Annotated in this window: 15 protein-coding genes; 9 read left to right on the forward strand and 6 right to left on the reverse strand. The window is 70.2% G+C overall.

Annotation, left to right across the window (positions count from 1 at the left end; all coding sequences use genetic code 11):
- Nucleotides 1-47: 47 nt before the first annotated feature.
- Nucleotides 48-1,256: a murein transglycosylase A gene (locus tag MRB47_RS18705; protein WP_252101452.1), complete on the reverse strand. Its 1,209-nt coding sequence runs from the start codon at nucleotides 1,254-1,256 to the stop codon at nucleotides 48-50.
- Between MRB47_RS18705 and MRB47_RS18710 the strand changes: the two genes are divergently transcribed.
- Both MRB47_RS18710 and MRB47_RS18715 read left to right on the forward strand, forming a co-directional pair.
- Nucleotides 1,189-1,335, forward strand: a complete 147-nt coding sequence (locus tag MRB47_RS18710) for a hypothetical protein (protein WP_172208921.1) — start codon at nucleotides 1,189-1,191, stop codon at nucleotides 1,333-1,335. The two genes, MRB47_RS18705 and MRB47_RS18710, sit on opposite strands and share 68 nt — an antisense overlap.
- Nucleotides 1,336-1,525: 190 nt before the next feature.
- Nucleotides 1,526-2,176 carry an OmpA family protein gene (locus MRB47_RS18715; protein ID WP_011807097.1) on the forward strand — a complete coding sequence of 217 codons (651 nt, stop codon included), beginning with the start codon at nucleotides 1,526-1,528 and terminating at the stop codon, nucleotides 2,174-2,176.
- 88 nt (nucleotides 2,177-2,264) lie between these two features.
- On the opposite strand, the gene MRB47_RS18720 is transcribed toward MRB47_RS18715, so the two are convergent.
- From MRB47_RS18720 to MRB47_RS18735, 4 genes are read right to left on the reverse strand one after another with little or no spacing between them, the layout of a single operon-like run.
- Nucleotides 2,265-2,915 carry a response regulator transcription factor gene (locus MRB47_RS18720; RefSeq protein ID WP_011807098.1) on the reverse strand — a complete coding sequence of 217 codons (651 nt, stop codon included), beginning with the start codon at nucleotides 2,913-2,915 and terminating at the stop codon, nucleotides 2,265-2,267.
- The gene (locus MRB47_RS18725) at nucleotides 2,915-5,065 is read right to left on the reverse strand and encodes a two-component system sensor histidine kinase NtrB (protein ID WP_252102652.1); all 2,151 of its coding nucleotides are present in this window, start codon (nucleotides 5,063-5,065) and stop codon (nucleotides 2,915-2,917) included. Before MRB47_RS18725 ends, MRB47_RS18720 begins: the two co-directional genes overlap by 1 nt.
- Entirely contained in the window at nucleotides 5,065-5,880 is an 816-nt protein-coding gene (locus tag MRB47_RS18730; protein ID WP_011807100.1) for a carbon-nitrogen hydrolase family protein, read from the reverse strand. Before MRB47_RS18730 ends, MRB47_RS18725 begins: the two co-directional genes overlap by 1 nt.
- The gene (locus MRB47_RS18735) at nucleotides 5,877-10,013 is read right to left on the reverse strand and encodes a YhdP family protein (RefSeq protein ID WP_252101453.1); all 4,137 of its coding nucleotides are present in this window, start codon (nucleotides 10,011-10,013) and stop codon (nucleotides 5,877-5,879) included. Before MRB47_RS18735 ends, MRB47_RS18730 begins: the two co-directional genes overlap by 4 nt.
- A 122-nt stretch (nucleotides 10,014-10,135) precedes the next feature.
- Between MRB47_RS18735 and glnE the strand changes: the two genes are divergently transcribed.
- The 6 genes from glnE to MRB47_RS18765 all read left to right on the forward strand — a co-directional run bounded on the left by glnE (nucleotide 10,136) and on the right by MRB47_RS18765 (nucleotide 20,333).
- Nucleotides 10,136-12,874: a bifunctional [glutamate--ammonia ligase]-adenylyl-L-tyrosine phosphorylase/[glutamate--ammonia-ligase] adenylyltransferase gene (gene glnE / locus MRB47_RS18740; RefSeq protein WP_252101454.1), complete on the forward strand. Its 2,739-nt coding sequence runs from the start codon at nucleotides 10,136-10,138 to the stop codon at nucleotides 12,872-12,874.
- Between the two features lie 158 nt (nucleotides 12,875-13,032).
- Complete coding sequence (locus MRB47_RS18745; protein WP_252101455.1) at nucleotides 13,033-13,800, forward strand: CerR family C-terminal domain-containing protein; 768 nt, start codon at nucleotides 13,033-13,035, stop codon at nucleotides 13,798-13,800.
- On the forward strand, nucleotides 13,797-15,251 hold the full coding sequence (locus MRB47_RS18750) for an efflux transporter outer membrane subunit (RefSeq protein WP_252101456.1): 1,455 nt from the start codon (nucleotides 13,797-13,799) through the stop codon (nucleotides 15,249-15,251). The genes MRB47_RS18745 and MRB47_RS18750 overlap by 4 nt, the downstream gene beginning before the upstream one ends.
- 16 nt (nucleotides 15,252-15,267) lie before the next feature.
- Nucleotides 15,268-16,392, forward strand: a complete 1,125-nt coding sequence (locus MRB47_RS18755; protein ID WP_411275716.1) for an efflux RND transporter periplasmic adaptor subunit — start codon at nucleotides 15,268-15,270, stop codon at nucleotides 16,390-16,392.
- A gap of 44 nt (nucleotides 16,393-16,436) precedes the next feature.
- Nucleotides 16,437-19,532 (forward strand): efflux RND transporter permease subunit, encoded by a 3,096-nt coding sequence (locus MRB47_RS18760; protein WP_252101457.1) that lies wholly within the window; start codon nucleotides 16,437-16,439, stop codon nucleotides 19,530-19,532.
- Between the two features lie 213 nt (nucleotides 19,533-19,745).
- Nucleotides 19,746-20,333 carry a glutathione peroxidase gene (locus MRB47_RS18765; RefSeq protein ID WP_252101458.1) on the forward strand — a complete coding sequence of 196 codons (588 nt, stop codon included), beginning with the start codon at nucleotides 19,746-19,748 and terminating at the stop codon, nucleotides 20,331-20,333.
- Nucleotides 20,334-20,626: 293 nt separating this feature from the next.
- Here the strand turns inward: MRB47_RS18765 and MRB47_RS18770 are convergent, their stop codons facing one another.
- Nucleotides 20,627-21,241 carry a glutathione S-transferase family protein gene (locus MRB47_RS18770; protein WP_011807108.1) on the reverse strand — a complete coding sequence of 205 codons (615 nt, stop codon included), beginning with the start codon at nucleotides 21,239-21,241 and terminating at the stop codon, nucleotides 20,627-20,629.
- 113 nt (nucleotides 21,242-21,354) lie between these two features.
- On the opposite strand from MRB47_RS18770, the gene purB reads away from it, so the two are divergent.
- The gene (purB, locus tag MRB47_RS18775; RefSeq protein ID WP_011807109.1) at nucleotides 21,355-22,734 is read left to right on the forward strand and encodes an adenylosuccinate lyase; all 1,380 of its coding nucleotides are present in this window, start codon (nucleotides 21,355-21,357) and stop codon (nucleotides 22,732-22,734) included.
- Nucleotides 22,735-22,803: the final 69 nt, after the last annotated feature.

Raw genomic sequence — 22,803 nt, forward strand, 5'->3', positions numbered from 1 at the left:
TTGAAAGCAGCACAGATCAAGCGCGAACAGCTTCCAAATCAATAGCACTACCGCGGCCACAACGCCCATAGGCGCAGGCCCTGCTTCAGGCGCCCGGCAATCTCGCCCGCCTCGGGGCCCCAGCCGGTGAAGTAATCCGCGCGCACCGCGCCCAGGATGGCGCTGCCCGTGTCCTGCGCCAGCACCAGGCGCGACAACTGCGCCGTGGGGCCGCTGGAGGCCAGCCACACCGGCGTGCCGTAGGGGATGCTCTGGCGGTCCACGGCGATCGAGCGCCCCGGCGTGAGCGGCACGCCCTGCGCGCCCTTGGGCCCGAAGGCGGCGTCCAGCGCGTCCAGCGGCTCCTCGCGAAAGAACACGTAGCGCGGGTTGGACCACAGCATCTCGTTCACGCGCTGCGGATTGGCCCGCACCCAGGCGGTGATGCCGGGCCAGGTGGCGTCGCGCACCAGGCCCTGGTCCAGCAGCCACTTGCCCACGCTCTTGTACGGCTGGTCGTTGGTGCCCGCGAAGGCCAGGCGCACCAGGCGCACGCTGCCGTCCGCCTCCTGCACGCGCAGCCGGCCCGAGCCCTGGATGTGCAGCACCATGGCTTCCACCGGGTCGCGCACCCAGGCGATGGCGCGGCCGGCCAGGGCGGCCTGGGCCTGCGGCAGGGTGTCGATCTGCTGGCGCGTGTACCAGGGCTTGCGCGCCGCCAGATCGGCCGGGGGTGCATACAAAGGCACGCTGAAGCCGTTGCCCGGTTGGCGCGCGGCGTCCAGATAGGGCTCAAAGTAGCCCGTGAGCAGGCCGTCGGCCGCTCCGTCCAGCGACTCGATGCGGTAGGGCTGCAGGCGCTGCATCATCCAGCCGCGCTGCTCCTCGGGCGACGCGATGCTCAGGCGGCGCACATCGCCGCACAGCGGCGCGAACGCCGGCGCGGGGCGCTCGCAGCTGCGCAGCCAGGCGTTCCAGGCCTCGTGCAGCGCATCGCCCTCAAACCCCGGCAACTCGCCCCAGCCCACGGGCACCCAGCGGCTCTTGGACTGCGTGAGCGTGCCCGGCACAGGCACCGGTACAGTGGGCGCGGCGGGTGGCTGCACGGACGGCACGCTGGGCGTCACGGGCGCCGGAGGACGGGTGGAGCACGCGGCCAGCGTTCCTACAATCAGCGCCGATACCACCAGGCGCAGGAGACGAAGATTCATGGGGCTGATTTTGCTTGAAGCATTGCTTGCACTGGTGCTCCTCGTGGGCATTGTCTGGTGGACCATGTTCAGCGGCCGCAAGGGCGGCGAGCCGCCAGCGGCCCCCAGCGAGCCCCCACGGGGCGACGCCCCGCCGCACGACTGAGAGCGCTCGCGGATTCTGGCCGGGAATGAGCGCGGCCCATTGAACGCAGGCCCATCGGCCACGGGTCGCGCACGCGCGTTGCGCCGCGTCCTACAGACGAGGCACCGCTGGATTGCTACGCTGCTCGCACTGGCCCAGCCGCCCGCTCGAGGGCTGCGAGCCGACCGAGCAACAACAAAGGAGTTCTCTCATGCGCAAACCTCTCCTCATCGGCAGTCTCGCGGTGGTCATGCTGGCCACAGGCTGTGCCAACATGACCGACACCCAGCGCCGCACCGCCACCGGCGCCGGCGTGGGCGCGCTGGGCGGCGCAGCCATCGGCGCCATGACGGGCGGCCATGCGGCGCAGGGCGCCGTGATCGGCGCGGGCGTGGGCGCCCTGGGCACCTACATCTGGTCCCAGCACATGGAGCGCCAAAAGCAGGACATGCAGGCCGCCACCCAGGGCACCGGTGTGACGGTGACGCAGACGCCGGACAACCAACTCAAGCTGGACATCCCAAGCGATATCTCGTTCGCCACCAACCGTTCGGACATCCAGCCCAACTTCCGCCCCATTCTGGACCGCTTTGCCGAGGGCCTGCGCAACAATCCGAACACCGAGGTGCGCATCGTCGGCCACACCGACTCCACCGGCAGCGATGCGATCAACAACCCGCTGTCGCTGGACCGCGCCGAGAGCACGCGCAACTACCTTACGGCGCGTGGCGTGAACGGCAACCGCATCCACGTGGAAGGCCGTGGCTCGCGTGAACCTGTGGCTTCCAACGACACCTCCGACGGGCGCGCCCGCAACCGCCGCGTGGAGATCTATGTGGGTGAGCGCCAGGGCCGCGGCTGATCTGCGGCGGGCCGTCGGCGCGGCAATCCTGCCCGCCGACGATGTGAAGACGAATACGACGCGCGCCCGCAAGGGCCCGCGTCTTTTTTTACGCCGGTGGCGCGGCGCGCAGCAGGTTGGCAAGCTCCACCGCCGACTTGACCTGCATCTTGTCGAACACGCGCGCGCGGTGCACCTCCACCGTGCGCACGCTGATGTCGAGCTGATCGGCGATGAGCTTGTTGGGCAGGCCTTCGACCACCAACCGCATCACATCGCGCTCGCGGTCGGTCAGGTCGGCCAGCCGGTCCTGCAGTTCGTGGCGCGCGCGGCAGGCCTCGATGTGCCGGGCCGACAGCTCCAGCGCTGCTTGTATGCGGTCCACGAGCTGATTGTCGGAAAACGGCTTCTCGCAGAAGTCGAACGCGCCGCGCTTGACCGTGGCCACGGCGGTGGGCACGTCGGCGTGGCCCGTGAGGAAGATCACCGGCATGCCCGCGGTGTCGCCGCGCTCCACCATCTTGTCGAACAGCGCCAGGCCGCTCATGCCGCCCGGCATGCGCACGTCCAGGAGCAGGCAGCAGGGCTGGCGCTGCATGAGGCCGCTGGCGGTGCGCTCGGCCAGCATGGTCTCGAACGCTTCGGCGCTGGCGAACGCCTCGCTGAGCACACGGCGCGAGCGCAGCAGCCAAGCCAGCGCCTCGCGCACCTCGGCGTCGTCGTCCACGATGTACACAGTGGCGTTGGAGGCGGGTTCCATCAGGGGTCGGCTTTCTGAAATGCGGGCAGGGTGAAAGTGAATACCGTACCACGCGGCTCACGCGCCGCATGGTCCAGAAAGCCCCCATGCTGCTCCACCACGGTGCGGCACAGGCTCAGCCCCAGGCCCATGCCCTCGACGCGCGTGGTGTAGAACGGCGTGAACAGGCGCTCGGCCACGTCCTCCGGAATGCCCATGCCCATGTCGGCCACCGAGAACTCCAGCCAGCTGTTGGACGCATTGGAGGCCGCGCGCCGCACCCGCAGGTCGAGGATGCGCGGATGGATCTGCGGGTCGTCCATGGACTGCATGGCGTTGCGCGTGAGGTTCAACAGCACCTGCTCGACCATGGTACGGTCGCACAGCGCGGGCGGCAGGACGTCCTCGATCGACAGCACCACGCGCACGCCCAGCTTGCGCGCCTGCAGCCGGATGATGGGCAGCACCGCGTCGAACAGGTCCTGCGCGGTGACCGGCTCGCGGGTCTGGTCGCGGCGCCGCACGAAGTCGTGCACGCTCTTGATCACGCGGCCCGCGCGCTCGGCCTGCGCTGCAATGCGCTGCACGCCCACGCGCACGTCCTGCAGGTCCTGGGGCGACGGCAACTCGGCGCCCGGCGCCGGCTCCAGCAGGTTGAGCGAGCCGTTGGCATAGCTGGAGATGGCCGCCAGCGGCTGGTTCAGTTCATGGCTCAGCAGCGATGCCATCTCCCCCACGGTGGCCAGGCGTGCCGTGGCCTGCAGGCGCTCCTGCGAGGTGCGCGACAACTCCTCCACGCGCCGCTGCTCGCTCACGTCGAGAAACGAGCCCATCCACCCCGTGTGCAGGCCCTGTGCGTTGATCAACGGCGCTTCGTAGATCATGACGGGAAAGCGCGTGCCGTCCCTGCGCATGAAGGTGGATTCGTACCCTTCGCGCGGCGGGTCGAGCCGGCCCGACATGCGCACCACCTGCCGCTCCGCATATTCCTGCGCATGCTCGGGCGGCCAGTAGGGCAGCGGCGACGTCTGGCCCACCAGCTCGGATGCGGGAAAGCCCACCATGTCGCAGAACGCCGGGTTCACATAGGTGATGCGGCCGTTGAGGTCGCGCGCACGCAGCCCCGTGACCAGCGAGTCCTCCATCGCCTTGCGAAAAGCCAGCGCGTCGCCCAGGTCGCGCTCGGCGCGCAGGCGGCGCCGGTTGTCGCGCACCAGCACCACCAGCACCGACACCAGCGCGATCGACATGGCCGTGACCAGGGCCGTGAGGACGTTGGGAAACACGCTGGGCGCGGCGTGCCAGCCGTCCATGCGCAACACCAGGGTGTTGCCGGGCAGGTCGAACAGCTGCTGCGCCGTGAACATGCGCGAGCCGCGGCGCAGCGCGCCCACCAGCGCCAGCCGCGTGCCGTCGGCCTCGGTGAACGAAACCTCCTGCGTGCGCTGCAGGCTGGGCGCCACCAAATCCTGCAGCACGGTCTGCAGCGCGTAGGTGGCCACCAGGAAGCCGCGCACGCGTCCGTCCTGGATCAACGGCAGGCAGACCTCCATCATCTCGGCGCCCATGCCGTCGGGCAGGGGCTGGAAATAGCTGCTGGAGTACGACGGGCCGGTGATGCGCCGAGCGTTGGTACAGGCCAGCATGGTCTCCGAATGCGTGCCGCTGCGCGTGGTGGCGTCCCACGGCAGGGGGCGATAGGGCGACTCCGCATGTGCGCGCAGCAGCAGCTGCGTGTCCCGCCATTCGATGCGCACCAGCTCGCGGCGCGTGCTCAGCAGCTCGGCCGCGCGCGCCTCCCACGCGGCCAGGTCGGGGTCGCCTGCCTGCAGCGCCTGCAGGTTCTGCAGGTTGTGCGCGAAGGCGTTGCGGATGTCGGCTACGGCGTCGGCAGTGTCGCGTTCTAGGCGGCTTTGCACCTGGCTGGCCTCGTAGCGGCCAGCCAGCCATACCTGGGTGACCAGCATGCCCGCCACCAGCGCCACCAGCAGCGTCCACAGGGACCAGCGCCGCCACGCACCCACCCAGCGGCGCCACCGGCGGGGTACCTTGTCCTGGGGCCCGTCTTCGGGCGCCGAAGGGGGCAGCAGCGACTGCGGGCCCTGCTGCCGGCCCGCAGCACCCCTGTCCCGTCCGCGCGCTGGTCCGCCGTGCTCCACGGTGCCGCCCATCAGAGCACGCAATGCTCAAGCGCCGGCAGCTGGCGGCGTACCTGGCGCAGATGCGCCGCATCCAGCGTACCCAGGACCACGCCCGCGCCCTCGGGCTGCTGGGCCAGCACGCTGCCCCAGGGGTCCACCAGCATGCTGTGGCCCCAGGTGCGCCGGCCGTTCTCGTGCGTTCCGCCCTGCGCCGGCGCCAGCACATAGGCCAGGTTCTCCACGGCGCGCGCACGCAGCAGCACCTCCCAGTGGGCCCGGCCGGTGGTGTAGGTGAAGGCGCTGGGCACCAGCAGCAGGTCGGCACCCGCGCGCGCGTGCTGGCGGTACAGCTCGGGGAAGCGCAGGTCGTAGCACACCGACAACCCCACGCGCCACACGTTGCCATCCCGCGCCGGCAGGGCAAAGCGCACGCTCTCGCGCCCGGCCTGGATCACGCGCGCCTCATCGAAGCATTCAGTGCCGTTGTCGAAGCGGAACAGGTGGATCTTGTCGTAACGCGCCACGCAGTCCCCGGCGGGCGAGAACACCAGCGTGGTGTTGTGCACGCGCTCTTCGCTGTCGCACACCAGCGGCAGCGTGCCGCCCACCACCCACAGACCCAGCTCGCGCGCCGCTTGCGCCAGAAACCGCTGGACCACGCCGTCGCCCATGGTTTCGCGCAGCGCCAGCTTGTCCGCATCGGCCAGGCCCATGGCGCAGAAATACTCGGGCAGCACCGCCAGCTCCGCGCCCGCCTGCGCCGCCTGCTCCAGCAGATGGCGCGCCTGCGCCAGGTTGGCCTGCAGCGCGACGCCCGAGACCATTTGCAAAGCTGCGACTTTCATGGTTTGTCTCCTGATGCCGGTGGAACAGCAGGGCTCGCTGCGCCTTCCGGCGCAGCGCTCTTGCGGCGCTGGATGCGCTCCACACGCGGTTCTGACCAGGTGCCGTCGATGCGGAATTCCTGCGTGGCGGCCTGGATCAGCGGGCCGCGCAGGAAAACCTGCGCGAGGAAACTGCCCAGGCCAATGACGGGGTTGATCGCCGTGGCCACGAGGGAAGCCGTCATGGCGTTGATTTCGGGCACGACCACCACGTGCAGGTCCTGCGTCTCGCGTTCGATGTCGGCGCTGCCTTCCATGAGCACGGCGGCATTCACGCCCTTCATCTGCAGATTGTTGGTGGTGGCCACACCGTTATCGATGCGCATGTCGCCACGCACGAAGTCGAATGCGAAGCCTTCGCTGAACACGTCGCGGAAATCCAACGCGAAGCGCCGCGGCAGGGATTGCAGGCTCAACACGCTCAGCAGCTTGGCCAGTCCCGGGTCGGCCTGGAGGAATTGACCTGCCTCCACGTTCACGTTCATCTGGCCGCTCATGGTGCGGTAGTCGGGTGACAACGGCGAGCCCAGCCAACCCACCTGGCCCCCGATGCGTCCCTTGCCGTGGCGCACCACGCCGTCCATGCCAAAGCGTGCCAGCAAGGCGCCGGAATCGCGGATGTCCAGCTCGAAGTCCATCACCGTGCGCCGTTGCGCCTGCGCCCCGCTGCCCACCAGCGCCCAGTGGCCCTGCGAGGTCAGCACGGCCTCGGGGGCGGTCAGATTGAACTTGGACAGGCGCCACTCGCGCTGGCCGCCCTCCGTGCCGCGGTTGCGCGCCTCGATCTCGATGCGCCCCAGGCGCCGTCCGCGCAACTCGAAATCCTCCACCACGATGTCCAGCGCCGGCAGCGTGCCCGGTTCGCGCGCATCGAGCAGCGCGTTGACCTGCGTCTCGGCCATCTGCGGAATGGCCAGCCGCGCCAGCCGGGCGTGCAGCAGCCCCTGGGCCGCATCGGCACGCGGCGCGGACGCGCCGGCAGGGCGGTACTCCAGGTACCCGTCCAGCTCATCGGCATCCACGTTGGCACGCCACACGGCGCCCTGCCGCGACGCCCCCACCACCACGTCGTGCAGCGTGCGCCCATGCAACGTGAGCGTGGCGGCACGCACGGCCAGGCTGGTGGGCAGGTAATCGGTGGCCAGTGCCTCCCCGGAGGGCGCGGGTGCCGGTACTGCTGCCTGTGCCTGTGCCTGTGCCTGTGCCTGTGCCGACGGTGCCGAGGGCTCCTGCAACAGCGCCGTCCACGCATCCACGTCCAGCGCACCCAACACGGCGTGTGCCGCGACACCCTGGGCGGGAGGCGCGGGCATCTGCGCCGGCGGCACGCCGATGGCGAGCGCGCCGCGCAGCACGCGCGCCTGCGGCCCGTCCAGTGCGCGCAGGTAGTTGAGCCTGCCCACGTCGCCCAACTCCAGCGTCAATTCGTCCTGCAAGGGCGCGGTATCCGAGGCTGCGGCCTCGGGCGTCAAGCGGTTCTCGAAGCGCACGGGCAACGGGGCCTGCGCTGCCTTGCCCAGTGGCGCGGGCGCCGTCAGCGAAAGACCGACGAGGTCGCTGGCCACCTGCAGTTCGGCCACTCCCCGCCGCACCCCCACGGCCACCGTGTAGGCGGCGCTGCCACTGGCGCCGCGCACCAGCCGCGACACCAGGCCCAGCTGCTGCGCCTCGCGCAGGCCCTCGGCGGTGGCTGTGCCGCGCGCACGCACGCGCACCGAGGACTCTCCAGCCCCCGCCGGCGCCGCATTCATGCCGCCTTCCAGCCGTACCTCGCCTCCCAGGGCGCGTCCCTGCACGCCGACCAGCGTGAAACCGCTCTGGCTGAACTGCACCACGCCCCGGGCCGCGTTCACCAGGGGCGCCTCGGGCACAAAGTGCACGTCGTTGCCCGCCAGGGTGACGCTGCCGCGCACGGTGGACTGGTCGATACGGCTGATGGGCAGCGTCAGGCCCAGCTGCAGTTCGGCCACGCCGGTGGCGGCGGCCCGGTCCAGCGCCCCCTGCGTAAGCCGGGAGATGGGCGAGGCGCTCACCAGCGCCAGCATGTCGGGCAGCGGGCCGCGCACGTCGGCCCCGACCACCACTTCGGTGTGCTGCAGGTCCGCGATCTTCGCGTTCACTTTCTGCACCCGCAGCGCGGGATACCCGGCAAAGCGCCCCGTGGCGTTGCGCACTTCCATGCCCGCACGGTCAAACACCAGCTCCCCCGACAGCGCCGTGAGAGCCGGCCAGGGCCGGTCGCCCGCGTGCAACAGCGCCGGTGGCACGTAGCCGTACGTCACGTCCTTGACACGCGCTGCGATGTGGAATTCGCCCTCGCGCGGAACATGGCCATAGGGAAAGTCGTGCAGATCGCCCTTCACGCGGAACTGCACCTGGCTGGCGGTCCCCGCAAGGATGGCGTCGCGCACATAGTGCCGCGACTCCGCTGGCACGGTGAGCGGCAGGTAGCGATGCACGCGCGTGCCATCGGCCCGTGACAGCGTGCCCGAAAGGTCCAGCACCCCCGGAAAGCGCGCGCGCGCAGGCGACGCCGCAGGGTCGCCCGTGTGCCAGCTCAGCCGCGCCTCGCCCTGGGCGTCCGCATTGGCAAAGCGCAGCTGGCTGGTCTGGACCGCGATGCGCTCGCCCTCGATCTGCCAGCGCACCCCCGCTTCCAGCCGCTGCACGGGCACTACGGGCTCTTCAAACACGCCGGGCAGGCGCAGCGTCCCGTCGGCCATGGCCAACTCGGCCTGCCCCCCCGCCTGGGTGAGATCGAAAGACACCTGCGCACCACTGAGGCCGGCGACGGTAGGCACGGCGTCGTCCGCCGCCAGCGCCAACCCTGCGACCTTGCCGCGAACCTGGTACTTCTGCGGCTGCGCCAGCGGCCCTTGCCATTCGGCCCGCAACTGCTCCACCAGACCGCGCGGCGCATAGTCGCGCACCGCGCCGTGCACGGTGTCGCCCAGGGGCAGCCGGCTCGCGATCTGCGCCAGGGCGGCCAGGTCCAGCCGGTCGGCCTGCAGTTCGCCACGCTCTCGGCCGGCCTGGCCCTGTCCGCTGTGGCGCAGCGCCAGATTGCCGCCGGGCCAGCGCAGGCCATCGTCGGCCACGAACTGCAGATTCTGGGTGGACAGCTCAAAGCCGTCGTCCAGCCAGCGACCGCCCACCCGCCCCGTCACCGTGCGCAGCGCCAGTGGGCGCAGGTTCTTGCCCAGGGTAGCGTTGACCTCGTCGAGTGCCATGTCCACCGTGCCGCCGCCGATCTGGCCGCGCTGCACATCCACCCACGCGCGCACGGCGCCCCGGCCCTGCGCGACCTGCAGCCCCTCCAGATCGGCGTGCCGGTGCAGGCGCGACACGTCCACGCGCGGGAAGTGGGCGAACAGCTCGCCGTTCCAGCGCTGCCAGTCGCCGCTGTGCGTGGACAGCAACGGCTGGCGGAACTGGCCGCGCAAGGTAAAGGGTGCGCCCCATTCGGCGGGTGGCGTGGCGTCCAGGCGCACCTGGTGGCGGCGCGCGCTGTTGCGCAGCACCAGGCTCACCTCGGTGAGCGCCAGCGGCTCGGCGCTACGCTGCTCGTCGGTCCAGCGCAGCGTGCCGCCGCGAATCGCCACCTCGGCCTGGGAGAACAGCCAGTCGGCCGCCGCACTGTCGCCCTCGGCGCTGTCGCGGAAGGCCAAGCCCGCGATGACGATGCGCCCGTCGCGCTCACGGCGCATGTCCAGCTCGGGGCCTTCGATATAGATCTGCTCGAACCCAAAGCGCAGCAGCGAGCGCGGCGACAGCGCCAACACCACGCGCGGCAAGCGCAGCGCCTCGCGCCCCTGGGCGTCCAGCAGGGCCACGTCCTTCAGCTCCACCGAGGGGATCAGCCCTTCGCTGCGCGCGCTGATGGAATGGATGCGCACAGGTACCCCCAGTGCGCGTTGGGCCTGCTGTTCCAGCTGCGGACGGAAGTCGCCGATACGCGGCACAATCCAGCCATGCAGCCCCCCCCAGGCGGCCGCCAGCAGCAACCAGAAGGTCACCAAGGCGACCAATCCCCATCGCGCACAGCCCGCCACGAGTTTGAGAAGGCGGGAGGGATGGGGAGGAGACTCTGTCATGGCGGGCGAAACGATGGCAGGAATTATGACCCGCACATCCCCTGAGGGTTCAGCACCCCACGGTGTCGTTATGTACGGCCGCGCCCCGGCGTGGCCCGCGAGCGCACCGAGCAGCCCTTGCCATGCAGATGCCTTCGACTGATCCCGTGACCGCCGGCAGCCCGCCGTCGGAATATTCGCGCTTCCACCAGCGCCTGCACCGCCGCTACCAGGCCGAGCTGGCGCTGCTGCCCCCGGGCGTGCCCACCCGCGAGACCATGGCCCAGGCCTGCGACGCCCTGCTGGCGCGCGGCCACGACCTGGGCGCGGCGCTGCGCATCCTGCGCCAACTGGTGATGGAGCGGCTGATCACACTGGATTGCGACCAGGCCGCACCGCTGTCCGACATCACCCTGGCCGTGACCCGGCTGGCCGAGTTGGCACTGGACCGCGCCTGCCGCCACGCCCGCGCCGAGCTGGACGCGCGCCACGGCGCGCCGCTGGGGCCCCAGGGCCAGCCCGTGCAGCTGTGGATCGTGGGCATGGGCAAGCTCGGCGCGCGCGAGCTGAACGTCTCCAGCGACATCGACCTGATCTACGTCTACGAACACGAGGGCGAAACCGCCGGCCAGCCCGACGGGCGCGGCAAGCTCTCCAACCACGAATACTTTGCCCGCGCGGTCAAGGCCATCTACAGCCTGGTGGGCGACACCACCGAGCACGGCTTCGTGTTCCGCGTGGACCTGGCCCTGCGCCCGCACGGCAACTCGGGGCCACCGGCCGTGTCGCTGGCGTCGCTGGAGGAATACCTGCTGGTGCATGGCCGCGAATGGGAACGCTTTGCCTGGCTCAAGAGCCGCGTGGTGGCGCCGCTGGACTGCCTGGGCATGCCGAACGTGCAGGCGCTGCGCGGCGTAGTGCTGCCCTTCGTCTTCCGCCGCTACCTGGACTACAGCGTGTTCGACGCACTGCGTTCGCTGCACCGCCAGATCCGCGACCATGCCGCCAAGCGCAGCGCCGGCCACCCCGAGCGCGCCAACGACGTGAAGCTCTCGCGCGGCGGCATCCGCGAGATCGAGTTCACGGTACAGCTGCTGCAGGTGGTGCGCGGCGGCCAGTTCCCCGAACTGCGCTGCCGCCCCACGCTGGAGGCCCTGGAACGCCTGGCCCGTGCCGGCCTCATGCCGCAGGAGACGGCCGAGCAGCTGGCGGCCGCCTATACCTTCCTGCGCCGCGTGGAGCACCGCATCCAGTACCTGGACGACCAGCAGACCCATGTGCTGCCCACGCGCGACGATGATCTGGCCTGGATCGCACGCACCCTGGGCCTGAACTGCTGCGACTTCCTGCGCGCGCTGGACGCGCACCGCGAACTGGTGGCCCAGGAGTTCGACATCCTGCTCGGCGGCACGGGCCACAAGCAATGCAGCAATGGCGGATGCGGCGGCCCGCGCGCCGCAGTGGCTGCGTCGCCCGCCCCCGACCTGGAGGCGCTGCTGGAGCAACTGCCCGCCAAGGTGCGCGAGCGCGTGGCCGAGTGGCGCACCCATCCGCGCGTGCAGGGCCTGCGCGATGAGGCGCGCGCGCGGCTGTTTCGCATCGTGCAACGCACCGGGCGCTGGCTGGCCGAGGGCCAGGTCAACGAGGACGCCGCCGTGCGCCTGGTGGGCTGGCTGGAGCCACTGCTGCGCCGCGAGAGCTACCTGGCGCTGCTGCTGGAGCGCCCCTCGGTGCACGAGCATCTGCTGCACCTGCTGGGCGCCGCCAGGTGGCCCGCGCGCTACATGCTGCAGCACCCCGGGGTGATCGACGAGCTGGCGGGCGACGCCCTGCTGTCCGAGCGCTTCGTGCCCGCCGACTTCGAACGCGAACTGGGGCTGCGCCTGGCCGCGCTGCAGTCCACGGGCGAGGACGACGACGAGAACCTGCTCGACCTGCTGCGCCGCGCCCACCATGCCGAGACCTTCCGCACGCTGGCGCGCGACGTGGAGCGGCGCATCACCGTGGAGCAGGTGGCGGACGACCTGTCCGCGCTGGCCGACAGCGTGCTGCGCGTCACGGCCGAGTGGTGCTGGGGCCGGCTGCGCAACCGCCACCGTGAGCAGCCGCAGTTCGCCGTCATTGGCTACGGCAAGCTGGGGGGCAAGGAACTGGGCTACGGCAGCGACCTGGACATCGTCTTCGTGTTCGACGACGACGACGAGCGTGCCCCCGAGGTCTACGCCGCCTTCGTGCGCAAGCTCATCAACTGGCTCACCGTGAAGACCGGCGAGGGCGACCTGTTCGAGATCGACACCGCCCTGCGGCCCAACGGCAATTCGGGCCTGCTGGTGACCAGCTTCCAGGCCTATGCCGACTACCAGCAGCAGCGCGGCAGCAACACCGCCTGGACCTGGGAGCACCAGGCCATGACGCGCGCGCGTTTCGTGATGGGCAGCGAAGGCCTGCACGCGCGCTTCGACGCCGTGCGCCAGGCCGTGATCACCGCGCCGCGGGATGCCGCCGCGCTGCGCAGCGAGATCGTCGCCATGCGCGAGCGCGTGCGCAGCGCCCACCCGGCGCCTGCGGACCAGTTCGACGTGAAGCACAGCCCCGGCGGCATGGTGGATGCCGAGTTCGCCGTGCAGTACCTGGTGCTGGCGCACTCCGCGGCGCACCCCGAGCTGCAGGGCAACGTGGGCAACATCGCGCTGCTGCAGCGCGCCGAGGCCGCCGGCCTGTTGCCTGCGGGCGTGGGCCGCGCCGCCGCCGACGCCTACCGCACGCTGCGCCACGTGCAGCACCGCGCGCGGCTCAACGAAGAGCCCACCCGCGTGCCGCCCGAGATGCTGGCCGCCGAGCAAGGCGCCGTGCGCGCGCTGTGGCGCGCCGTGTTCGGCTGAGTGGACTACGGCAGCTAGCTATATTTTTCATAGCTATTAGCGCTTATCCATAAAGCGCTAGAGGCAGTTTTGATACATGGAATTTCCATTCGTGCGCAGATGTAGCGCCCCGTAAAAATCAAACAAACGTTTGATTCATCGTGGTCTAATGCGCCGCGATGACGACGTCCGCCCCCCTCTCGCCCCCCCGCCCCGGCGCCACCGGCGACAGCCCGCCGCCGGCGCGCACCCGGCTGCTGATGGCGGCGCTCAAACTGTTTTCCGAACAGGGCTACGCCAAGACCTCAATCCGTGCGATCGCCGCCGAGGCCCAGGTCAACGTAGCCTCGGTGAGCTACTACTTCGGCGACAAGGCCGCGCTGTACGCGGCGCTGTTTTCCGCGCCCTTCGGCTCGCTGCAATCGCTGGTGCCCGACTTCATGCGCCCCGGCCTGTCCCTGCGCGCCGCGCTGCACTGCTTCTACCAGGGCGCGCTGGGGCCGCTGCACGACGGCGAGATGGCACGCCAGGTGGTGCGGCTGCACATCCGTGAAATGCTGGAGCCCACGGCGCAGTGGCAGATCGAGCTGGAAAAAGACGTGCGCGCACCCAACGAGGCCATGGCCGCGCTGCTGTGCCGGCACCTGGGGCTGCCGCAGGCCGACGACGACCTGCACCGCCTCACGCTCACCGTCACCGGACTGGCCTTTCAGCTGTGGAGCCACCAGGAAGTGGTGTGCGCCATGCAGCCACAGCTGCTCGCATCCCCGGCGGCCGTGGACCAGTGGGCGGAACGCCTGGCCGACTACGCCATGGCCATGGTGGCCACCGAGCGGCGCCGGCGCACGCGCGCTCAGCCTGTCCGCCCTTCTACTCCAGCCTCGCCCTCCCCTTCGACCTCTTCCCCCCCCCGCCGGCGCACCGCCCGCAGGTCTACCGCACCATGAAGCGCCCCGTCTTCCAGCGCCTTGCGCTTTCCACCCTGCCCCTGGCACTGGCCGCCTGCGCCGTGCAACGCCCGCCCGCGGCCGTGCAGGCACCCGCACCCGCCGCCTGGCACGCACCGCTGCCCCACCAAGGCAGCGTGGCCGATCTGGCCGACTGGTGGCAGCGCCACAGCGACCCGCTGCTGGGCGCGCTGATCGTGGACGCACAGGCCCTCAGTCCCACGGTGGCCGAGGCCGGCGCCCGTCTGGCACAGGCCCGCGCGCAGCAGACGGCCGCACGCGCGGCGCTGCTGCCCAGCCTGGACGGGCAGGCCAGCGCCAGCCGCGGCTTCAACGAGCAGGTGCGCGGCGTGGCCACCACCGCGCAGGCGGGGCTGCAGGCCGGCTGGGAGATCGACCTGTTCGGCCGCAACGCCGCCGTGGCGGACGCCGCGCGCGAGCGCCTGGCCGGTGCGCAGGCGCAGTGGCACGAGGCCCGCGTTTCCGTGGCGGCCGAGACGGCTCTGCAGTACAGCAATTGGCACCACTGCGCGCGCCAGCTGCAAGTGGCGCAGGCGGATGCACGCTCGCGCGGCGAAACGGCCCGCCTCACGCGCGAAAGCGAACGCGCGGGCTTCACCGCCCCCGCCACTGCCGCGCTGGCCACGGCCAGCCAGGCCGACAGCGCGGTGCGCGCCGAGCAGCAGCGCCTGCAGTGCGAGGTGATCGTCAAGACACTGGTGGCCCTCACCGGGCGCGACGAGCCCCTGCTGCGCACGCAGCTGGCTGCCGCGCCGCCGCTGCACCCGCCCGAGCAGCTGTTCAGCATCGACGGCCTGCCCGCGCAGACGCTGGCGCAGCGGCCCGACGTGTACGCCGCCGAGCGCGAGGTGGCGGCCGCCAGCGCCGAGGTGGGCGACGCCCAGGCGCAGCGCTACCCGCGCCTCACGCTCAGCGGCACCATTGGCCGCGGGTTGGTGCGCGCCGCGGGGGTGCAAGCCACCAGCAACACCTGGTCCATCGGCCCGCTGGCCGTCACGCTGCCCCTGTTCGACGGCGGTCGCCGCGCCGCGCAGGTGGATGCCGCCCGTGCGCGCTACGACAGCGCCGCGCAGGCCTACCGCGCGCAGGTGCGCCAGGCCGTGAGCGAGGTGGAGCAGGCCCTGGCGCGGCTGGACAGCACCGCGCGCCGCAGCACCGACGCCCGGCGCGCCGCCGAGGACTACCGCCGCTCCTTCACCGCCACGCAGGAGCGCTGGCGCGCTGGCCTGGCGAGCCTGGTGGAACTGGAGGATGCCCGCCGCACCGCCCTCGCCTCGGACACCGCCGTGGTCGCGCTGGAGCAAGAGCGCATGGCCGCCTGGGTGGCGCTGTACCGCGCGGCCGGCGGCGGCTGGACGCCCGAGGCCGACGCGCCGGCGGCCCAGACTTCCACGCAGGCGGCCACCACCCCCCCTTCTTCTTCGCACTAAATCCTTTTCGACCGCCATGCCGCGCCTGACACCGACCCGCACCCTGATCGCCCTGGCTTTGCTGGGGCTTGCCGCGACCACCGCCGTCCTGCTCGGCAGCGGCCCCACCCATGCCGAGGACTCCGCACAGGCCGAGGGGCCCCGCCCCGCCCTCACCGTGGCCACCACCCAGCCGCAGCGCGGCAACGTGACCCAGCGGCTGCCGGCCAACGGCAACGTGGCCGCGTGGCAGGAGGCCAGCATTGGCGCCGAGGTGAGCGGCCTGCGGCTGACCGACGTGCGCGTGAACGTGGGCGACACGGTGCGCGCCGGCCAGGTGCTGGCCACCTTCGCGCCCGAGACCATCGAGGCCGACGTGGCCCAGGCCCGCGCCAGCCTGCTGGAGGCCCGCGCCGCCCAGGCCGAGGCGCAGGCTAATGCCGACCGCGCCAACACCCTGAGCGCCTCGGGTGCACTGAGCCAGCAGCAGATCCAGCAATACGCCACCGGCGCGCAGACCGCGCAGGCCCGCGTGGCGGCGGCACAGGCGGCGCTCAACGCCCAGCAGCTGCGCCTGAAACACACCCAGGTATTGGCGCCCGACAGTGGCGTGATCTCCGCGCGCACGGCCACCGTGGGCGCGGTGGTGGGTGCGGGCACCGAGCTGTTTCGCATGGTGCGCAAGGGCCGGCTGGAGTGGCGCGCGGAGGTCACGTCCAGCGAGCTGCCCCGCATCCGTCCCGGTGCCAAGGCGGTGGTGACGGCCGCCAGCGGCGCGCAGGTGGAAGGCACGGTGCGCATGCTGGCTCCGACGGTGGACCCGCAGACGCGCAATGCGCTGGTGTACGTGGACCTGCCGGCGCACCCCGAGATAAGGGCGGGCATGTTCGCGCGCGGCGAGTTCCTGCTGGGCGAGCGCGACGCGCTGCTGGTGCCCCTGTCGGCCGTGGTGGTGCGCGACGGCTTCTCGCACGTGTTCGAGGTAGGCACGGACTCGCGCGTGGCCATGCACCGCGTGCAGACCGGTGCGCGCAGCGGCGAGCGCGTGGCCATCACCTCGGGCCTGGCGCCCCAGGCGCGCATCGTGGCGCGCGGCGGCGCCTTCCTGAACGACGGCGACTTGGTGCGCCTGCCGCAGATTCAGCACCAAAAGAGGCTGTAGCGCCCGCCCCTCAAGCGCAAGCAGCTAGCAAATAAGGAGCGACCATGAACCTCTCCGCCTGGTCGATCCGCAACCCCATCCCGGCGGCCATGCTGTTCGTGCTGCTCACGCTGGCCGGACTGCTGGCCTTCCGGTCCATGAAGGTGCAGAACTTTCCCGACATGGACCTGCCCGTGGTCATGGTCACGGCCTCCCTGCCCGGCGCCGCGCCGGGGCAGCTGGAGAGCGACGTGGCGCGCAAGATCGAGAACGCCATCGCCACCACCCAGGGGCTCAAGCACATCACCTCCACGCTGACCGACGGCACAGCCACCATCGCGGCCGAGTTCCAGCTTGAAAAACCCGTGCAGGAGGCGGTGGACGACGTGCGCTCGGCCGTCTCGCGCGTGCGCTCCGATCTGCCCGCGGACCTGCGCGACCCCATCATCACCAAGCTGGAGCTGTCCAGCCAGCCCATCCTGGCATTCGCCATCGCCTCGAACCAGCTGGACGACGAGGCGCTGTCCTGGTTCGTGGACGACACCCTCACGCGCCGGCTGCTGGCCGTGCCCGGCGTGGGCGCGGTCAACCGCGTGGGCGGCGTGGCGCGCGAGGTGCGCGTGGCGCTGGACCCGCTCAAGCTGCAGGCGCTGGGCGCCACCGCGGCCGAAGTCTCGCGCCAGCTGCGCCAGGTGCAGGTGGAAAGCGCTGGCGGCCGCGCCGAGCTGGGCGGGGCCGAGCAGCCGCTGCGCACGCTGGCCACGGTGCAGACGGCGCAGGAGATCGCGGCGCTGGAGATCGCGCTGTCCGGCGGTCGCCATGTCCGCCTGGACCAGGTGGCCACCGTGACCGACACCGTGGCCGAGCCGCGCACCGCCGCGCTGCTGGGCGACAAACCGGTCATCGGCTTCGAGGTCTCGCGCAGCCGCGGCGCCAGCGAGGTGGAGGTGGGCGCGGGCGTGCAGCGCGCGCTGGACCAGTTGATGGCCGAGCACCCGCACCTGCAGCTCACGCGCACGGTGGATTTCGTGGACATCGCACAGGACGAGTACGACAGCTCGATGAAGCTGCTGTACGAGGGCGCCATCCTCGCGGTGGTGGTGGTGTGGCTGTTCCTGCGCGACTGGCGCGCCACCATCGTGTCCGCCGTGGCGCTGCCGCTGTCGGTGATACCGGCCTTCATCGGCATGCACCTGCTGGGCTTTTCCATCAACATCATCACGCTGCTGGCGCTGTCGCTGGTGGTGGGCATCCTGGTGGACGATGCCATCGTGGAGGTGGAAAACATCGTGCGCCACCTGCGCATGGGCAAGACGCCGTACCAGGCGGCCATGGAGGCCGCCGACGAGATCGGCCTGGCCGTGATCGCCACCACCTTCACGCTGATCGCCGTGTTCCTGCCCACCGCGTTCATGAGCGGCATCGCCGGGCGGTTCTTCAAGCAGTTCGGCTGGACGGCGGCGCTGGCGGTGTTCGCCTCGCTGGTCGTGGCGCGCCTGCTCACGCCGATGATGGCCGCCTACATCATGAAGCCCATGGTGGGCCACGAGAAGGAGCCGCGCTGGCTGGCCGCGTACATGCGTGCCTCGCACTGGTGCCTGAAGCACCGCGTCCTCACGCTGTTGGGCGCGCTGCTGTTCTTCGTGGGCTCGCTGGCACTGATCCCGCTGCTGCCCTCGGGTTTCATCCCGGCGGACGACAACGCCCAGACCCAGGTCACGCTGGAGCTGCCGCCCGGCGCGAAGCTGGCCGACACGCGCGCCGTGGTGGCCCTGGCCACCGAGCGCGCCATGGGCGTGGGCCATGTCGAGAGCATCTACACCACGATCGGCGGGGGCTCGGCCGGGGCCGACCCGTTCGCCGGCGCGGGCGCGGGCGACCCGCGCAAGGCCACGCTCACGCTGCGCATGACGCCGCGGGGCGAGCGCCCGCGCAAGCAGGAGATAGAGCAGCGCCTGCGCGCCGCCATGCAAGAGCTGCCCGGCGTGCGCGTGAAGGTGGGCCTGGGCGGCTCCAACGACAAGTACATCCTGGCGCTGGCCAGCGAAGACCCGCAGGCGCTCGCGGCCGCCGCCCGCGCGGTGGAGCGGGACATCCGCACCATCGCGGGCATCGGCGGCGTGAGCTCCACGGCCAGCCTGGTGCGCCCGGAGATCGCCGTGCGCCCCGACTTCGCCCGCGCCGCCGACCTGGAGGTCACCAGCAGCGCCATCGCAGAGACGCTGCGCGTGGCCACCGTGGGCGACTACGACCAGTACCTGCCCAAGCTCAACCTGGCGCAGCGGCAGGTGCCCATCGTCGTGCGCCTGGAGGATGCTGCGCGCGAAGACCTGTCGGTGCTGGAGCGCCTCACGGTGCCCGGCGCGCACGGCCCGGTGCGCCTGGGCGAGGTGGCCGAGCTGTCGCTGGCCGGCGGCCCCGCGGTCATCAGCCGCTACGACCGCTCGCGCAACGTGAACTTCGAGATCGAGTTGGGCGAGCGCGGCCTGGGCGAGGTGACCGAGGCCGTGCGCCAGCTGCCCGCCGTACGGGGCCTGCCCGCCAGCGTGCGCCTGATCGACGTGGGCGACGCCGAGATGATGGGCGAGCTGTTCGCCAGCTTCGGCCTGGCCATGCTCACCGGCGTGGTGTGCATCTATATCGTGCTGGTGCTACTGTTCAAGGACTTCCTGCAGCCGGTCACCATCCTCGCGGCGCTGCCGCTGTCGCTGGGCGGGGCGTTCGTCGCGCTGCTGCTGGCCGGCAAGAGCTTCTCCATGCCGTCGCTCATCGGGCTCATCATGCTCATGGGCATCGCCACGAAGAACTCCATCCTGCTCGTGGAATACGCCATCGTGGCGCGGCGCCACGGCATGAGCCGCATGGACGCGCTGCTGGACGCCTGCCACAAGCGCGCGCGCCCCATCATCATGACCACGCTGGCCATGGGCGCCGGCATGATGCCCATTGCCCTGGCGCTGGGCGGCGCGGACATGAGCTTCCGCTCCCCCATGGCCGTGGCCGTGATCGGCGGCCTCATCACCTCCACGGTGCTCAGCCTGCTGGTGGTGCCGGCGGTGTTCACCTATGTGGACGACTTCGAGCAATGGCTGCGCCACCGGGTACTGCGTCGTCCCCATGCGCGCGAGGCGCAGGCAGGCGAGGCGCGGCCCCCCAGCTAGGGTCTAGCGTGTTTAGGGCTCCAACGCTTTGACAGCAAGCGCTGGAAGCTATATTTTTAATAGCAATTATCCGGCATCGAGGGCGGTCAGATCGCAACAAGGTGAAACCCATGCTTTCAGCATGGTCGATAGCCAAAAACTTTTTCGCCGCCTGCAGACATGGTGCAATGGCGGCGTGTACGGGCTTTTTGCCCTCCCCGCCATCCCTGCACCATGCCACGCCTGACCTTGCCGCTGTTCCTATGCGCCACGCTGCTGGGCCCCGCCGCCCAGGCGGCGGATATTGCGGCGACTCCCGCAGTAGACGCCCAGGCCTGCCCCACTCTGCTGCAGCACACCGTGCCGCGCCTGCAGGACGAGGCGCCGCAGGCCTTGTGCCAATACGCCGGCAAGGTGCTGCTGGTGGTCAACACGGCCAGCTACTGCGGCTTCACCGGCCAATACCAGGGCCTGGAAGAGCTGTACGCGCGCTACCGCGACCAAGGGCTGGTGGTGCTGGGCTTTCCGTCGAACGACTTTGCACAAGAAACCGGCAGTAACACCGAGATCGCCCAGTTCTGCGAAAACACGTTTGGCGTGCGCTTCCCGATGTTTGCCAAGAGCCACGTGAAGGGCAGCGAAGCCCTGCCGCTGTACCGCCAGCTCGCCGCAGCGTCCGCGGGGCAGACGCCACGGTGGAACTTCCACAAGTACCTGGTCAGCCGTTCGGGCAAGGTGGTGGGAAGCTACGGAAGTTCGGCGGAACCCCACAGCAAAGCGCTGGTCCAGGCCATCGAGCAGCAACTGGCGGCGCCGCGTTGAGGCTTGGTGAATTTTTTTTGAATTTTTTTATGGGTGAGATCTGGAACTTTTTACCATCACCCCCACTCTAGGAGTTAACCGTGGCCGCGAGTCCATCGCGGCGTGATCCGATAACCGTTTTTAACGTTGCGAAGCCTTCCAGGCCCGGCCTGGCTGCAACCCTGGGGCGCTTCTCCTCCCTCCCTCTCTTCATTCGTTTCGGGGCGCTTCGCAACTTTTTTTATTCCGCAGCAAAAAGCGCGCACTTCCTCACGGAAGGCGCGCTTTTTCTTTAGGCCCAGCGGGTCGGCGGTTCAGCGCGGCTGGGTGTCGATGAAACTCTGGCGCTGCATCAGCTTGTCCATCAGGCGGGCCAGGTTAGGGTGGTCCGTGCGCCAGGCGATGTCGGGAAAGCGGAACTCCAGCCACCCGAGCGCGCTGCCGACAGCAATGTCCGACAGCGTAAGGTGGATGCCGCTGCAATAAGGCTTGTCGCCCAGCCCCTTGCTCATGGACTGCAGGCTGGCGCGCGCCTTGGCGAGTTGCCGGTCGATCCACGCCTGGCTGCGCTCGCCGTCCTGACGGCCGGCCCAGGTGGCCTCCAGGCGCGCGAGGATGGCGGCGTCCAGCAGGCCGTCGGCCAGCGCCTCCCAGGTCTTGACCTCGGCGCGCTCGCGCCCCAGGGCGGGAATGAGCTTGCCCACGGGGGACAGCGTGTCCAGGTATTCCACGATCACGCGCGAATCGAACACCGCCTCACCGCCCTCCATGATCAGGCAGGGCACCTTGCCCAGCGGGTTGGACGCGCTGATGGCCGTGTCGTCGGCCCACACGTTCTCCTCGACGAACTGGTAATCCAGCTTTTTCTCGGCCAGCACCACGCGCACCTTGCGCACGTAGGGGCTCGTATTCGATCCGATCAGTTTCATGGTGGTGTGCAGCGGCTGGGGGAATGGGGTTGGTCGGGTGAGCGCGATTCTAGGGGCGGGCGCGCCGGCCGCAGCCCCTCAGCATTCCAGGCGCCCACCTACAATGACGGCCCATGAGCCTGTCCACCATCACCGCCCTGTCGCCCCTTGACGGCCGCTACGCCGCCAAACTCTCCGCCCTGCGTCCCATCATGAGCGAGCACGGCTACATGCACCGCCGCGTGCAGGTGGAGGTGGCCTGGTTCATCGCGCTGTCGGACGCGGGATTTGCGGAGTTCAAGCCGCTGTCCACCGGCGCGCGCGCCTACCTGCTGGGCCTGGTGAAGAACTTCTCCGAGGCCGACGCGAGCGCCATCAAGGACATCGAAAAGACCACCAATCACGACGTGAAGGCGGTCGAATACTGGATCAAGTCCAAGTTCGAGGCCCGACCCGAACTGGAGAAGGCTGCCGAGTTCGTGCATTTCGCCTGCACCAGCGAGGACATCAACAACACCAGCCATGCGCTGCAGATCCGCTCGGGCCGCGACCAGGTCATCCTGCCGGGCCTGGACCGCATCGTGCTCAAGCTGCGCGAGATGGCCCACCAGTTTGCCGACGTGCCCATGCTCAGCCGCACCCACGGCCAGACCGCCAGCCCCACCACGGTGGGCAAGGAGCTGGCCAACGTGGTCGTGCGCCTGCAGGCGGCCTGCGAGCGCATCGCGGCGGTGAAGATCCTGGGCAAGATGAACGGCGCCGTGGGCAACTACAACGCCCACCTGTCGGCCTGGCCCGACTTCGACTGGGAAGCCTTCAGCCGCAAGGTTGTGGAGACGCCCGAGCCGCTGGGCCTGGGCCTCACCTTCCAGCCCTACAGCATCCAGATCGAGCCGCACGACTACATGGCCGAGCTGTTCGACGCCATCGCCCGCGCCAACACCATCCTGGTGGACCTCTCGCGCGACATCTGGGGCTACGTGAGCCTGGGCTACTTCAAGCAAAAGCTCAAGGCGGGCGAGATCGGCTCGTCCACCATGCCCCACAAAGTCAACCCCATCGACTTCGAGAACGCCGAGGGCAACCTGGGCCTGGCCAATGCGCTGCTCAGGCACCTGTCCGAAAAGCTGCCCATCAGCCGCTGGCAGCGCGACCTCACCGACAGCACCGTGCTGCGCAACATCGGCGTGGCGCTGGGCTACGCCGCGCTGGCCTACACCTCGCTGATGACCGGCCTGAACAAGCTGGAGCTGAACGAAGAAGCCCTGGCCGACGACCTCAACACCAGCTGGGAAGTGCTGGCCGAGCCCATCCAGACCGTGATGCGCCGCTACGGCGTGCAGGGCGCGTACGAGAAGCTCAAGGAAGTCACGCGCGGCAAGACCGTGACGGCCGAGGCGCTGCACGCGCTGATCAACGGCCTGGAGATCCCCCAAGCCGACAAGGACCGCCTGCTGGCCATGACGCCGGGCAGCTACACCGGCAAGGCGGCCGAGCTGGCCCGCCGCGTCTGATCCAGCCGGTTTGAGCCTTTTTGCCTGCCCGCGCTTGCCAGTCAAGCGCGGGCAGCTCTCATTTTGAAA

Source organism: Diaphorobacter sp. LI3 (assembly GCF_022807955.1).
Taxonomy (GTDB): Bacteria; Pseudomonadota; Gammaproteobacteria; order Burkholderiales; family Burkholderiaceae_C; genus Diaphorobacter; species Diaphorobacter nitroreducens.